We start from the raw sequence: 15,609 nt of genomic DNA, 5'->3' as shown, positions 1-15,609 counted from the left end.
GTCTGCGCGTTGAAGATGTGACGGGCATGGATGGAGACGGGCGCGGTACACCGGCGTACATGGCGCCGGAACAATCGTCTGCGCTTCCCGGCGCAGTGACCGTTCGCAGCGACGTCTATGGGCTCGGCGCGATCCTTTGGGAACTGCTAACTGGTAAGCCGCCCGCACAGCAGCGACACGTCGACGAATTACTGCGACTGCGCGCAGATATCTCGTCCGATCTCGCAGCGATTGTCGTGCAGTGCTTGGAGGAAGCTCCAGAGCGGCGCTATGCCAGCGCGCTGGCGCTCGCGGCGGACTTGCGACGATACTTGGCACGCGAGTTCGTTGAGGCGCGCAACCCCGGTCAGCTCGAACGCTGGGCACGAAAAGCGCGGCGGCACCCCGTCGCTTGGTCATTGGTCGCAGCGCTTGTTGCCACGGCGGTGACAGGCGTTGCGTCAGTCGTTATCCAATGGCGCCGCGCCGAAGCGCACCTCACGACGTCGCAACAGGAAACTATTCGGGCGAACGCGAACCTCTCCGACGCCGAAGCAGCGATCGTGGCGTTGTCGCAAGCGGTGGAGGACGGTAACTTCGCCGCCACAATTCTTGGTCTGCCCGCCAGCGAGTCGAACGACGCGCTGACGCGGTTGCATGATCACGCGCTCCGCCAGGCGCGCATGAATGAGCAATCCCTCGAATTCCTGGCGACCACAGCGTGTCGTCAAGCCAGCGGTCACTCCCTGCAAGGCGATGACGTCGCCGCCGAGGCGGGCTATCGTCAAGCGTTCGACGTCTGGCGACGCGCGTTGCTGGCCGAGGCCCCCTGGATTGAGATCAATCGGTCGGCGGTGCATTGTGCGTATGTGTATGAACTGCATCAACGCAAGTTAAACGGCGGCAAGACGCCGACGAACTATATCGACGGCACTCGTGTTATGAGTATGCTGAACGCGGAAGACGAGCTTGACGCGGCCTGGCTCACGGCATATGCCGCGATGCTGGAGAAACGCTCAGGAATTCTCCGCCAGTACGAGCGATTCACCGAAGCGGAATGGCACGCTGATTCAGCCGCCTCGATTTTCCGCGTGCTGCGCAACATCCGCGCGGTTAACGTGGAACTATTGGTTGGCGAGGCTCGCGCGCTTCATCAACGGGCGCTCGCGCAATCGCGGCAGCTGGAATACGAACGCGCCGTCGCCTCTTGGCAAATGGCGATGAAGCTGATCGAAGGAACCCACGGTGAGTCGCCGACGAATCCCGAGGTCGCCCGCTGGCTGGCCAAGATCCAGGCGGGCTACGTGCGCCACGTCTGGAATCGCGGCAACCTGCGTCAGGTCCGCAAGGAAGCCGACGAGGCCAGGGCGATTCTGGAAGCTCTCCTGACGTCGAAGTCGCCCGATGATGCGGCCGCCGCACCGTCGGAAGAAGTGCTCGACCTCGCCGATATGCAATTCGCCTGCGGCGATCTCTGCGAAACGGAACGCCGACTGAACGAGGCCACTGCTTTTTGGCGGCCGGCGCTGGAGCATTTCACCGCCTATTACTTGCATCATGCTCCACAGCCGGCCGAGCGGCTCCGCTGTGCCAGGTTGGCTTTCCAGTTGGCCCAAGCGAGCCGTTCGCTCGGAAAACTCGGCGACGCCGAGGCAAATTATTTGCTGGCCGTGGAGTGGGTGCGGCCGATTTTGGTCCGCCGCGCCCCGCGCGAGGACGTCGTGAAGCTGATGGCGGCGTGCTACGATGCTAGGGGCGACATAGCCTGGCGGGACGGTCGCATGGTTGAGGCCGGCGGTGCATTTGACTCCTCATTTGAAGTACTACAAATCAATGCCAGCGCCCGGCGATTCGACAACGACGCGCGACGCGCGGAAAGGCAAGCCCAACAGGCGCGGCGGGATCGCGTCGGCGGGAATTGATTCATGAAGCTGCTGAAAATCGCCGCCGGCGTGTTGAATCAGACGCCCTTGGACTGGGATGGCAACCGTGCGCGGATCGAACAAGCGATCGCGGCGGCGCGCGGCGCCGGCGCGAGCATGCTCTGCCTGCCGGAAATGTGCATCTCCGGCTATGGGTGCGAGGACGCGTTTCTTTCCCCAGGCGTACAACGGATCGCCTGGCAGGTACTGCACGAGCTGTTGCCGAGCACCGCCGGAATGGTCGTCTCGCTCGGCTTGCCGCTGTTTCACAACAACGCGCTGTTCAATGCGGCTTGCCTGGCGGTGGATGGACGCATCGCCGGGTTCGTGGCCAAACGCTTTCTCGCCGGCGACGGCATTCACTACGAACCGCGCTGGTTTAAGCCTTGGCCCGCTGACCGCCGCACCGAGTTGGTCGTCGACGGCGCGAGTTATCCGCTGGGCGATATCTATTTCGATGTCGGCGGCGTCAAGTTTGGCTTCGAGATCTGCGAAGACGCCTGGGTCGCGAATCGGCCGGGTGCGGAATTAGCGCGGCGAGGCGTCGACGTGATCTTGAATCCCAGCGCGAGCCACTTTGCCTTCGGCAAGATCGACGTGCGGATGCGTTTCGTGTTGGAAGGCTCGCGCGCGTTCGGCGTCAGCTATGTCTATGCGAACTTGCTCGGCAACGAGGCGGGACGCGCGATCTACGACGGCGGCGCGCTGATTGCTTCCGGGGGACAACTCGTCGCGGCGGGGCCGCGATTCTCTTACGCCGATCAACAAATCACCTGCGCCGTGATCGATATCGACGGTACGCGGATGGCCCAATCGCGCACCGGCAGCTTTCAGCCAGATCTGACGCCGGGCGAGGATTGCGTCAGCGTGCCGTTTCGCTTTCCGGCGATTGCGCCGGAACGTGCCACGATTACGCGCGACGCCTGGGAAAGCGGTCCGCATGTCAAGGAAGAAGAATTCACGCGTGCCGTCACGTTGGCCCTGTTCGACTATTTGCGCAAGAGCCGGTCGCGGGGATTCGTGGTCTCGCTCAGCGGCGGCGCGGATTCCTCGGCCGTAAGCTGCCTGTGCGCGATGATGGTGCGGCGCGGGACGCAAGAACTGGGGCGCGAGGCTTGGCGCGCGAAGCTGGATTATTGCCTCGAGTTGAACGGCGCTGCGACGGACGACGCCATCATTCAACGGCTGTTGACGTGCGTCTATCAGTCGACGCGCAACAGCACGCTGACCACGCGCGCAGCCGCGCGGAGCGTGGCCATCGCGCTCGGCGCAGAGTTCCTGGAACTGGACGTCGATGCGCTCGTGCAGCAATATCAGGGCATCGTCAGCGAAGCCATCGGTCGCCCGCTGGATTGGGCGCGCGACGATCTGGCGCTGCAAAACATTCAAGCCCGCGTGCGCTCGCCGAGCGTGTGGCTGCTGGCAAACTTGCGCAACGCCTTGTTGTTGTCGACGAGCAATCGCTCCGAGGCCGCGGTGGGCTATGCGACGATGGACGGCGACACCTCGGGCGGGCTCTGTCCGATCGCCGGCATCGACAAGGCGTATCTGCGCCGCTGGCTGGTATGGCTCGAAAACTCGGGGCCGGCAGGCCTTGGTCCGATCGCGGCGTTAAGCGCCGTCAACGTGCAACCGCCGACGGCCGAGCTGCGCCCGCAGAGTTCGCACCAAACGGACGAAGCCGATCTGATGCCGTACGAACTGCTCGACGCGGTGGAGCGCGCGGCGATTCGCGACAAGCGAACACCACTCGAAACGTATCAATTGATGCGCGTCGCGTTCCCGCAATACGAAGTGCGCCAATTGGCCGCTTGGGTGGAACGTTTCTTTCGCCTCTGGTGCCGCAATCAATGGAAGCGCGAACGCTACGCGCCGTCGTTTCATTTGGATGACGAGAATCTCGATCCCAAGACCTGGTGCCGCTTTCCCATCTTGTCCGGCGGCTACGTCCGCGAATTGGCGGAAATGTGGGCTGAAGTCGCAGAAACATAGTCTCCTTTCGCTCCGCGAAAGGCAGTTCCTTTCGCGGAGCGAAAGGAGACAATGAGGGCAACGCACTGCACGACCGCCAACGGAGAACGCGCCATGAATGAACCTGTTACGCCACGCCGCACCGTGTTGAAGCAAATGGCGGGAATCGGCGCGGCGATGCTGGCGCCTCCCGCTTTGGCGCAAGGCGCGGACTCCGCCGTCGTCGCGCCGGCCAATGCGATCGTCACGGAAAACGCCCGCGCCGGCACGCGCGATTGGATGCTCTCGAAGACCGGCGTAGATCCGGCCACGAAGTATCGTTGTCCCTGGATCGAGGGCTATTGCTCAAAGTCCAGCGTGAGGCCCGGCGAGACGATCACGTTTCACGTGAGCACGAATCCGGTCTCCGAGTTCACGCTGTCGATCTATCGCCTGGGCTACTACGGTGGCGACGGCGGACGCTTGATGGCCGAGTTGGGGCCGTTTCCAGGGAAGACGCAGCCCGATCCGGACGTCGGCCCGAAGCGGCTGCGCGATTGCCATTGGGAGCCCTGTCAGGAGTTGTACATCCATGAGAATTGGCTGAGCGGCGTTTACGTCGGCAAGCTGACGGCGCTCGACAACGGCTGGCAGAGCTATGTGATCTTCGTCGTGCGCGACGACCGCCAGGCCGATTACCTGTTTCAAGTCAGCGACAACACCTGGCAGGCGTACAATCGTTGGCCGTCACAGTTCTCGCTCTATGACGACGGCCAGGACGAATGGTATTGGGGAGGCGGCGTTCAGGTCAGTTTCAATCGGCCGTACGGCAAATACTGCCAGATTCTCGATGCTCCGCTCTCGATCGGTTCCGGCGAGTTCTTTCTCTGGGAGTTCCCGCTCGCTTACTGGATGGAATCTCTCGGCTGCGACGTGACTTACGCCTCGAACATCGACACGCATCAGGATCCCCTGCAACTGCTGCGCGCGAAGGGACTCATCTCCATTGGGCATGACGAGTACTGGAGCATTGAGATGTTCCAGCATGTAAAGCGCGCGATTGACTCCGGCGTGAACGTCGCGTTTCTCTCCGGCAACGCCATCTGCGGGCGGATTCAGTTCGACCCGACGTTGCGCGCGTTTGAACGCGTCGGCGTCTACGGCCCGCCGGGAGGCATGCGCGATTTCGTGGCGATGAAGTCGCTGGCCCATGAGCGACCGTACGCGAACGAGTTGATTGGCGCGCACAGCACCGGCCCCGTCACCGGCGGCGCGGATTGGATTTGCAATCTTCCGGATCACTGGCTGTATGCCGGCACGGGGATGAAACTCGGCGACCGTGTTCCCGGCGTGATCGGTTGGGAATGGCATGGCGATCCCGCGCCGATTCCGGGGCTCGAGATCGTCGCCACCGGCGCGACGCAATCAGCCCCCGGCACGCCGAACGAAGGCGTTTACACGGCAACCGTCTATCCCGGCCCGAAGAATAACTTCGTCTTCAACGCGGCGACGTGCTGGTGGGCCGACGGGCTCAGCGTTCCGCCGGGTTATGTCCGCCCAAAAGTCTATACGGAACCCCAAGGCCCGGACCCGCGCTTACAACAGATCACCAAGAACGTCCTCGATCGAATGCGGGCGTAACAGACTGAGCCTGTCCGACCGACACTCATCACTCATCACTCCGCACTCATCACTTGCGCATGTTCGCACTCCTCCTCGCTGCGGCGATCTCCGCGCCGCCTTCGACCTACTGTAATCCCATCAACATTGACTACGGGTTCTGCCCGATTCCCAACTTCGTCGAGCAAGGGAAGCATCGCGCCACGGCCGATCCCGTGATCGTCACGTTTCGCGGCGACTACTATCTATTTTCGACGAACCAATGGGGCTACTGGTACAGTCCTGACCTGTCGAACTGGACTTTCTGCCCGCGCAAGTTTCTGCGGCCGGAGCACATGGTCTACGACGAATTGTGTGCGCCCGGTGCGTTCGTGATGGACGATGCGATCTATCTGATCGGCTCGACGCATACCAAAGACTTCGCGCTTTGGAAGAGCGTCAACCCGCGGCAGAACGAATGGACGGAGGCCGTGCCGAAGTTTCAAGCCGGGGCCTGGGATCCGGCGTTCTTCGTCGATGACGACGAACGACTCTATCTCTACTACGGTTCCAGTAATCTCTATCCGCTCTATGGATGGGAGATTGACCGCAAGACGCTGCAACCGATCGGCGAGCGGCGCGAGCTGATTCATTTGAACGACGCTGAACATGGTTGGGAACGCTTCGGCGAAGGCAATGACAATACTTTCTTACGCCCATTCCTCGAAGGGGCGTGGATGACCAAGCACGGCGGCAAGTATTACTTGCAATACGCTGCGCCCGGCACGGAGTTCAGCGGCTATGGCGACGGCGTCTACGTCTGCGACGCGCCGCTGGGGCCGTTCGAGTATCAACCGCACAATCCGTTCTGCTACAAGCCCGGCGGTTTCGCGCGCGGCGCAGGACACGGCGCGACGTTTCAAGATCCGCAGGGAAACTACTGGCGCACTGCGACGATCGTGATCGGCGTCAAGAACAACTTCGAGCGACGGCTCGGCATCTGGCCAGCAGGCGTCGACGACGACGGCGTGATGTATTGCCGCACGGCGTTCGGTGACTATCCGCACTACTTGCCACAGTCTGGCGAGCAAGCCGGGAAGTTCACGAGCTGGATGCTGCTCAACTATCAGAAGTCGGTGACCGTCTCTTCGACACTCGGCGGATACGCCCCGAACTTCGCCGTGGATGAAGATATTCGCACCTATTGGAGCGGCAAGTCGGCGGACAAAGGCGAATGGTTGATGAGTGATCTGGGCGAGGTGAGCACGATTCACGCGGTGCAGGTCAACTTCGCCGATCAAGACGCCGACGTGATGGGCAAGGTACAGTCGCTGTGCCATCAGTACGTGATCGAATCGTCGGTCGATGGCCAGGCATGGCATCCACTGATCGACAAGATCGACAATCGCCGGGACGTGCCGCATGACTACGTGGAGCTCGACGCGCCAGTCGAGGCTCGCTACGTCCGCATCACCAACCATCACATGGCCACGGGTAAGTTCGCTCTAAGCGGCCTGCGCGTCTTCGGGCATGGCCATGGCGCTGCGCCAATGCCGGTGGAGCGCTTCGCCGTCCTGCGCGGCGACAGCGAGCGCCGCAACGCCTGGCTCAAGTGGCAGGCCGGGCCGGACGCGACGGGGTATGTGATCCACTCCGGTGTCGCTCCGGATAAGCTCTACACCAGCGTGATGGTCTACGGCGAGAACCAATATTATTTTCGAGCGATGGACCGAGACCGCAGCTACTTCTTCGCAATCGAAGCCTTCAACGAGAACGGCATCTCGCCGCGTTCGGCGGCGATCGAAGTGAAATAGCTGTGTAGTTATTCTCCTACTCCTTTACTCCTCCAAACTCCGCCCCTCTACTCCGCCGCCGCTTCCGCCGCTTGGACGCCTTTCCGGTTCTGCTGATAGAAATTCTTGTCAAAATACTCATTCTGGCCGGACTGGATCATGCTGTTGCTTTCGTAGAGTTGGTCCAGCAATTGTCCTTCCAGCTTTTGCTTCGATTCCGCGCCGTCGCTCGGCGTTGGCAAGGCCTGCTGTTGTGGCGCTTCCGTCGGCGCCGGCGGTTGGCCCAGCCAATGTTGGCCGCGATAGAAGGCGTAGCGATTGTTCTCCAGCCGCGCGATCACCGTCGATTGTCCGGTGATGCCGTCGGCCACGAACACGCCGCGGAGGTCGGTTTCGCCGGAGGTGAAATCGGAGTTCGCCGAGCCGATCGCCTTGACATGCACGTCGGCGACGAATTTATCCAGCAGGACGTTTTTCACTGTCGCGCGAACGCGGCCGGACGAGGCTTCCTCCTGGATTTCCATGCCGAGCGGCGTGATCAACACCAGCCCGCTGGCGTGCAAATCCTCGCCCCGGCAGACGACGAGGTAAGCCCCTTCGTCCTTCATCGGCAGTTCCAGCTTCTGCGTGCGATCGCGATAGTCCTGGCCGTCGCCGAGCGCCACCGCCACTTCATGGAACGGCCGGATGCCGGCCAGATTGATCTGCGTAATGTTGCCCAGGTTGCGGTTCAGCAAGCTGTACTTCAGCAAGTCGATCCGATAGACCTTCACGTCGCAGGCCGCCACGTTGCGGAACTTGAGTTCCACCGTGGCCGGCTCGCCGGGGCGAATGGTCGAGACTTCCGGCAGCGCGATTTCCTTCCGCACGAAGTATTGAATCGCCTGGGCCGCGTCCGGGAAACGGTCTGCCACGCGGGTGTATTCTAAAATCGCCTCGGCCGCCTTGCCGAGGCTGTGATACACCTGCCCCAGGATGTACACCGCTTGCCACCTGTTGTTGCTCTCGCGCTCGACGCCATTCGGTTCGGCGAATTTGGCCTCGGCCACCTTGCGGCACATTTGAAGTGCCTGCTCGTGCTCGCCTAGCGAGAAGTGCGAATAGCCGATCACGTACCAGTAGCTATCGACGTATTTGCTCTTCGGATAGCGCACCGCATAGCGCTCGCAGGAGGTGATCGCTTCGCGGAACGCTTTCAATTCCAACAGCGCCGCCGCGACGCTGAAGCTCGCCTGATCCGCGGCCGGATCGTCGGAGTGTTGCGTGAGGAAGTCGTTCAACATGCCGGCCGCCTGACGGACCAGGTCGACGCGATTGACTTTTTTCTCGCGCAGTTTCGGATCATCGGCCGCCGTAGGCGCTTTGCTGAACACGCGTTGCGCTAGCGAATACGTCGCCGCCGCCACGTACGGCTCCGGCGGGTAGTCGCCCAACGTCTTGCGCATCACGTCGACGCTGCGGAGGAATTCGCCCTGACCTTCGAGGAACGCCGGCACCGCGCTTTCGCGGAGAAAACTGTTTTCCACCGTCGCGCGGAACACCAGATACGCCCGTTCGTATTCGCCGAGCGCGTCGTAGGCGGCGCCGACCCTGATGATCTTATCGAAGGTCAATTCCAGGTCAGGCCATTTCTCTTTGATGATCTCGAAGAACCGCACGATCTCGCGATCGGGTCCGGTCTCCAGGTGAATATCTAACAACATCCGCGCCGTGTCTTTGTATGGATCGGCCTGCAGCTTCCAGTTGGTGAACAGGTCCTGCAGATGTTTACCAGACGCCTGGTAGTCGTGCCGTTCGAAGTGGCGCTTGCCCAACTCGTACAATTCCTGCGGCGTGAGTCGGTACTCGTCGGCGCTTTGGGCACCGAGCGGCAGCACGGCCAAATCCTTGACCGTCGTGGTGACGAATTGGTCTGGTCGATAAGCGCTCCGCAGCACGGTTTGCAAGGCGCGATACTTGCCAGGCAGATAGCCGTGGACTTCGTACCGAATCCCTTCGATGTACCGTCGCGTGCCGATGTAGAACGTGATCGCGCCCGGCGAGATTTCGTAGCGCTCGAAGCCGCCGGTGATCGATTGCTCAATCACGGTCGTCCCAGCGGGAATCGGCTCGGTCACGACCAGATATTCCAACTGCTCTTCCGGTTCGCTGCCCGTCAGATTCTGTCGCCAGAGGTTGATCTCCACCAAGCCGCGCCGGCCGACCGGCAATTGCGTGAGTGGGTTGCGGAAGTGTTGGTAGCTCCCTTCCAGGATGCCGAAACCGCGCGAAACAGGTTGCCCGTCGAATTCCAGCGGCGCCGGCTCGTGATGCCGTTCGATGCCCCAGGCGGCGGACGTGCCTTTCAATTCGCCCGCCGGTACGAAGCCGCTTAGCACGCATTGATAGGTGAAACGCCCGCGCCCCGCGAGTTGGAAGTTAACGCGCTGCTTGCCTTCCTTGAGGAACTTGATCGGCACTTCAATCGTCCGCGTGCCCGAGTTTTCATCAACGTCAACGACTTCCACCTGGGTGTCGTTGACGAACACACTTAGCTTGTAGTGCTCGCCGGCGAATCGCTGCGCGGCGAACCACTTCGCCAACGCCACGGTCGCGGGGCCGGTCGCCTTGTCCGGCGCCCAGCGGTTGCCGGTGCGATGTTCCATCAGCCAGTTCACCAACTCGCGCGTTTTCGGGCTCTGCGGCGCAATTTGCATCGAGGCGAAGGCGTACAGCGCTCGCAGTTCGACCGACGATTGATTCCACGGCAAGCAGCCGAGCGCCGCTTCGCGCCGCATGGATTGATCGTCGAGGTTGCGTTCGGCCAGCACGGCGAGCAATTCGCCGGCCGTCGCGTTGCGTTGCATCGCCACGAAGGCCAAGGCCAGATGCGCGAGCGCCGCATTCGAAAGCGCCGGGCGATTGCGGTACAATCGATTCGCCAGCGTAAAGTCGCCGCGGTCGGCGGTCGCCAAGGCATGCAGCAACACCGCCTTGGTCTCATAGTCGTCCTCCGCGGTCTGCGCGATCAGCGTTTGCAGGTAGTTCGCCGCGCGGTCGAAGGCGTCGGCCGGCACGGCGTACCCGGCTGCACGGGCCAGGCTCATCGCCCACAGCACACGAGCCGAGGTGAAGCGATCGCTCGCCGTCTGCTTGCCCGTCCAACTCCAGCCGCCGTCGTCGTTCTGCGCGGCAATCAACAGACCGAGCGCGGAACGAATCCGCTCGTCGAGCGCGTTCGATTCCGGCCCAGCGGCCTCGCGCGCCGCGCCGATCAACTCTTGCAAGCCGACAGCGGCCATCAAGTCGCTGGTCGTGGAGTCGATGCCCGAGGTGTACGCCAGGCGTTCACGCAGCACGGGCGACGATTCGCCGAGCACGATATCGAGCAAGCTGCGTTCGACGGTCGGTCCGACGATGATCTGCAACGTCTGCGCCTGGAGTTTCATCTCACTCGGCGGTTCGAGCCACGAGGTTGCGTCGCTCTGCGCGGAACCGGACGACGAGGCGTAAACGGGCATCCCGAACGGCGTTAGCGCCACGCTGCGGCGCGTTACATCGGTGACGTCGCCCGTGGCCACGGTCAATTCGAACGCGCCGTCCAAATCCGCCCCAGCGGCGCTTGCGGGGCGCTCGACCGTGATCGGGAACGTGACTTCCTGCATCCCCTTGCCAGTCACCTTGACGGTCTTAGTTTCTGTGATCGATTTGCCGGCAAAGGTCGCCTTGAGCGTGACTTTGATTTCGCCCGTGTCGAGCAAGTTGTTGTGAATCGTCGCCAACACTTCGGCCTGATCGCCGTCAGTGAAGGCGCTCGGCAGTTTCAATTCGCCGAACAAATCTTTCTTGACCGCCAGCGCATCCTCGGCCTCGCCGGCCAACGTGTCGGCGGTGATTCCCTTGGCTTGCAGCTTCCAGGCGGTCGAGCGATCCGGCAACACGATCGACACCGTGGCTGTGCCCGAGGCGTCGGTCACCACCGCGGGGTTCCAGTAGCCGGTCTCTTGCCAATCGACCAACGGCAACACCACGGCGCCTTGTTCGGCCCACTGCCGGACGAGAATACGGCCCAGATTGTCGTCGGCGGCCAGTTGATGGAGGTTCAAATACCGCACGGTTCCATTCGCGAACAACACGTTGGCGTCCTTGAGCCCCAGTTCGGAGTAGCGGTTCAACACGCCGAGCTTTTCTTCCTGGATCTGCGGGCGATCGCTTTCCGCAAAGTACACGTGCCAGCCAAAATCGTTGCTGGCATTGTGCTTCGTGTCCGGGGCATTCATGTCACCGCTGACCAACTCCTCAACCATAACTCCGGCTTGCGATTTGCCTAGTGATTCCTTGAATCGAAGGTCCATTGCTCCGCCTTCGCCGCCTCCATAGGGGTGCCCAGCGCGGCGCTGCAGCCTATCGCCGAAAGGGTCCGCGTCGGCATCCATATTCCCCGCGGCTGGCGCCGCCAACTCGACCGCCACCGGCACGTCGGCGCTCCAATGCGTGTCGATGCTACGCGCCGCCCGCGTGGCGGATTCCAGGCCCTCGTCGCTGAATTCGCGCAGCCGTTCGGCTTCCGCGCGGGCGATCTCGACGCGATCTTCCTCCGCCAGCAGTTGCTGGTTGATCGACCGCGTGTCGGGGTGATAGCAAAACGTGGAACTGCTTGTCGTCCGCACGGCCGGCTCGCGCGGCTGGCCGCGGAAGAAGTCGCCGATCATGCCTTGCGAACCGGCAAAGCGATCTAGCAGCGCCTGCTCGATCATCGCCAGACCCACTTCCGCCGAGACCGGTTTGCCTTGCGGGTCCGTCGTGGAGACGACGACTTCCAGGGCGTCACCCGGCTGCCACGCGGCGTTGCCCGGCTTGGGGCGGCGCGTGAGTTGAATCTTCAATCCGCGCTCCACGGTGAAGGGGCTGCTGGCTTCGTGGAATCGCAAGCATGCCTGGCCTTTTTCATCGACCAGCTTGCGCGGATCGGTCATCACGGCCACGGCCAACTCGAAGTTCGGCGCGAGCCCCGCGGTCATGGGAATCGCCAACTCGTTCTCGCCGGTGTGCAGGCGGACAAGTTTGTAATCGAGCACACGCGCGCCCTGAAATGTGACGAGCGCCAAGGCCGGCGCTTCGCGCCAGTGTAGGCGGACGACGCCGTTGTCACCGACCTTGTAGGTGTGCCTTTCGGCCAGAATGCGCAGCCGAATCGAGTCCGAGTCGTCCGAGATCTGCACGGCGCTTTCACCGGATACGCGATTCTTAAAGCGATCGATGCCTTCGACGCGCAACACGTAGTTGGCGCCATGCTCCAGCTTGAGCGTCACGCGCCCGCGGCCGTCGTCGGCGCTGGTTTCGAGCGGGTGCTTGGCGACCGACTTTTCGCCGGCGCGCCCTTCAACGGTCGTTTGTTCGACCACGTCGAGCGTCAACGCCTGCGCGATCGGTTTCCCTTCGGCGTCGGTCGTGGTGACGACCACTTCAAAGGTCTCGCCCCCGACGTACACAGACCGGGGCGTCGCGACGCCGATGGTGTAGCCCTGCGTGGCGAGATAGAAGTTCACACCGGTTTGCAGGTTGCGTTCCGGCAACGTGACCACCAAGGGCAACGCTTGCGCTTCGCGGAATTCACGCGTCGGGAACTTGAACTCCAGTTCTCCCTTGTCGTTCGTGCGACCGGTTTCCACGCGCCCGCCCGCCAGTTGGTAGCGGAACTCTCGATCGGCCAGCGGCGCCCCGTAGTAATACTCGGCGCGAATCTTGCCGACGATGTCTTCGCCGCGATAGAACACTTTTCGATCGGTGTCGACGACCAGCCGCACCGGTTCCAGTTGATAGGCATGAACCTGGAACTCGCCTTGGTAGTTGTGTCCCAACTCATCATGCGCCAGCACGCGGTACGTTCCCGGCGCCGCGGCTTGAGGAAGCACGAAATGCAAGTGGAAGCTACCGAACTCGCCGAGCTTGACCTTCTCTTGGCGCACGAGGCGATTCCGCGCGTCGTAGACGTCCACGGAGTACTGCTTGTCCTTTTCGACGACGTAGACGTCCCCTTGCGCCGCGCGCACGACGCCGCGGATGTGCACCAATTGCCCTGCGCGATACGCCGGTCGGTCCGTATAAAGGTAGCCCTTGTCGACCAGACCTTGCGCGATGCCGACGCCCGACAGGCTGACCAGGTTCGACGCCGTATGCGCGTCGCTCACGGCAAACACGCGGACGTCCGCGGTGTCTTTCAACTCGGCATACGTCTGGCGGAACACGCCATCGTCGCCGGACTTGCCTTCGGCGAAGACTTGCTTGCCATTGGAGATCAACAGCCGGACGTTCGGCCACGGTTCGCCGGTCCGCAGATTCTCGGCAAAGACGAACACTTCTTCGCGCGAGCTCTTCGCGATCACGTCCAAGTCGCTCTGCACGACGAGCGTCGTGGCCTCGAACGTCTTGCTGCTCACCGTGACGGCCATCACGCCGGACATCGGCCCCTTGCGATCCAAGACTTCCTTGGCTTCGTACAGCGGAATCTCGATCTCGCTATCGAGTTGCTGAAATTCGTTGTACTTGGGCACTTCGAATTCGAATTCGCGATCCGGGTCGATCAACGCGATGTCGAGTCCTTCGACGCCGGTCGCCAGATGCATCTTCCGGAAATAGGTCTCCAGATCGACGCGATACGCTCGCACCGTCACGCGATCGATGTTGCGGGTGCTGAGCTTGATCTTAGGCATTTCGTCGCTGCGGAAGACGCGCTCCGTGGCGATCCGCAGGTTTTTGGCCGTGAGCAGGGCGATGCGTTGCTGCGCATTCGCGGCGGAACTGCCCCACGTGCATTTCTTGTACTCCTCCAGCGCCTCGGCCAGTTTGCCGAGCTTGTCCTCCAGCAACACGCCAATCATGTACTGCGCGAGCGACGATTCTTCCGTATTCGGATACTTGGAAACCAGCCGGCGCCATTCCGACTGGGCGTCGTCCCACTTTTCTTGCTCGTACTGCATCAGGCCGAACTGGTAGAGGATGCCCGCGACACGCATGTCGAGCGGATATTTCACCAGGAACTCTCCCCAGAGCTTGCGCGCGGCGTCGTATTGCTTCCGCTCGCGCTCGTCGGCGCCTTGCAGATATTCCGTGTTGATAATTTCCAACTGCACTGAATTCCAGGCGTGATGCGTGGGATGCTTGGCCAGATAATCGCGCCAGGCCGCCAGCGCTTCGACATACTTCTTCTGCCGCTGGAGCGCCCCGCCGAGCATATTGCGGGCGTCGGGCACCTGCTCCTGATCCGCGTAGCGATCGTTGCCGATGAAGGCCGTGAGCGTCTGGATCGCTTCGTCAATCCGGCCCAGGTGCATTTGTCCCTGTGCGATCACGATGTGCGCTTGCCCAGCGAGCTTGTGCGTCGGATGTTTTTCGATGAATGCTTGCAGCGCCGCGACGCCGGCGTAAAGATCTTCCGCATGGCCGGGCGTGGGCATCCCATAGGTCTGCGCCAGGGCATAGCGCGCTTCCGCCAGGCGTTCCGACTCGGCCTCTGGGAAGGCCGCGATCAGGTCCTGCCACGTGCGGCGCGCGGCAACTGGGTCGCCCAGCGAGAATTGCGATTCGCCCAGCACGTAACGTGCTTCGATCTCCAGCGCATGCCCTGCGTGATCTTTCACGAATTGCGTGAGTCGATTGACCGCCTCCGCGAAATTGCCTAGCTTTTGGAAGCATTTGGCGACTTGCAGTTCGACTTCGATCCGCTTCTCCGGCTTGGGTCCGACGTCGAGGGCCTGATTGTAAAAGTCGAGCGCTTTTTGGAAGTCCGGGGCGATCTCTTCTTTCGGCGGCTTGAAGTACGTTTCGGCGAACTCCAGATAGATATCGGCGAAGCCCTGCTTGCGATCGGCGCCCAGCAACCCTTCGGCGCGGCCGCGATAGATCAATTCCGCCTCGCGGAAATCTCCCTTCCGCGCGAACGAGACGCCCCTCGCGAAGCCGGCGCGGCGTCCCCAGACGGACTCGGGGAACTCCTTCTCCACCGCGGCGAGAGTCTCGATTGCGGTGTCGTACGCGCCGGACAGATGTTGCGCGCGGCCCTTCAGAAAAAGCAGAAAATCGCGCGACGCCGCCGGCTGGCCCGCCGCCTCGTCGAGCGCTTTCACGGCGCCGTCGTAGTCGCGGTCCTGCATCAACTGCCGGATCGCTGGCGGAAGTTCCGGTCCGGCGGGTTTGGCAGGTTCGTCCGCCCCCCGTGCCGCGCCAACCGCTGCCAGCCACACGACGCCCCAAGCCCACGCGCGCAACGAACTCATGGTCTGCACCCTCCGCCGTTCCTTGATGCCGCCGAATCGTACCCGTAAATGTAGATTCCGCCCGAGAAGATAGACGGAGCAACCCCCGGTGAAGTTTTCCCGGTTAACGAA

Annotated in this window: 5 protein-coding genes; 4 read left to right on the top strand and 1 reads right to left on the bottom strand. The window is 62.2% G+C overall.

From position 1 onward, the window contains the following. Positions 1 to 26: 26 nt before the first annotated feature. The 4 genes from SGJ19_13665 (at position 27) to SGJ19_13650 (ending at position 7,264) form a co-directional block, all read left to right on the top strand. The gene (locus tag SGJ19_13665) at positions 27 to 1,901 is read left to right on the top strand and encodes a hypothetical protein (GenBank protein MDZ4781297.1); all 1,875 of its coding nucleotides are present in this window, start codon (positions 27 to 29) and stop codon (positions 1,899 to 1,901) included. Positions 1,902 to 1,904: 3 nt separating this feature from the next. Next, a complete protein-coding gene (gene nadE, locus SGJ19_13660; GenBank protein MDZ4781296.1) occupies positions 1,905 to 3,893 on the top strand; it encodes an NAD(+) synthase in 1,989 nt (662 codons plus the stop codon). Between the two features lie 93 nt (positions 3,894 to 3,986). Then, a complete protein-coding gene (locus SGJ19_13655) occupies positions 3,987 to 5,492 on the top strand; it encodes a DUF6605 domain-containing protein (protein MDZ4781295.1) in 1,506 nt (501 codons plus the stop codon). Positions 5,493 to 5,551: 59 nt separating this feature from the next. Further along, positions 5,552 to 7,264, top strand: coding sequence for a family 43 glycosylhydrolase (locus tag SGJ19_13650; protein ID MDZ4781294.1), 1,713 nt, complete (start codon positions 5,552 to 5,554; stop codon positions 7,262 to 7,264). Between the two features lie 47 nt (positions 7,265 to 7,311). Here SGJ19_13650 and SGJ19_13645 read toward each other — a convergent pair whose 3' ends face one another. Then, entirely contained in the window at positions 7,312 to 15,498 is an 8,187-nt protein-coding gene (locus SGJ19_13645) for a tetratricopeptide repeat protein (protein MDZ4781293.1), read from the bottom strand. Between the last annotated feature and the right edge of the window lie 111 nt (positions 15,499 to 15,609).

The organism is Planctomycetia bacterium (assembly GCA_034440135.1).
In the GTDB taxonomy this organism is placed as follows: Bacteria; Planctomycetota; Planctomycetia; order Pirellulales; family JALHLM01; genus JALHLM01.
The sequence above is the reverse complement of the archived record's forward strand: the minus strand, read 5'-3'. Positions and strand labels throughout refer to the sequence as shown.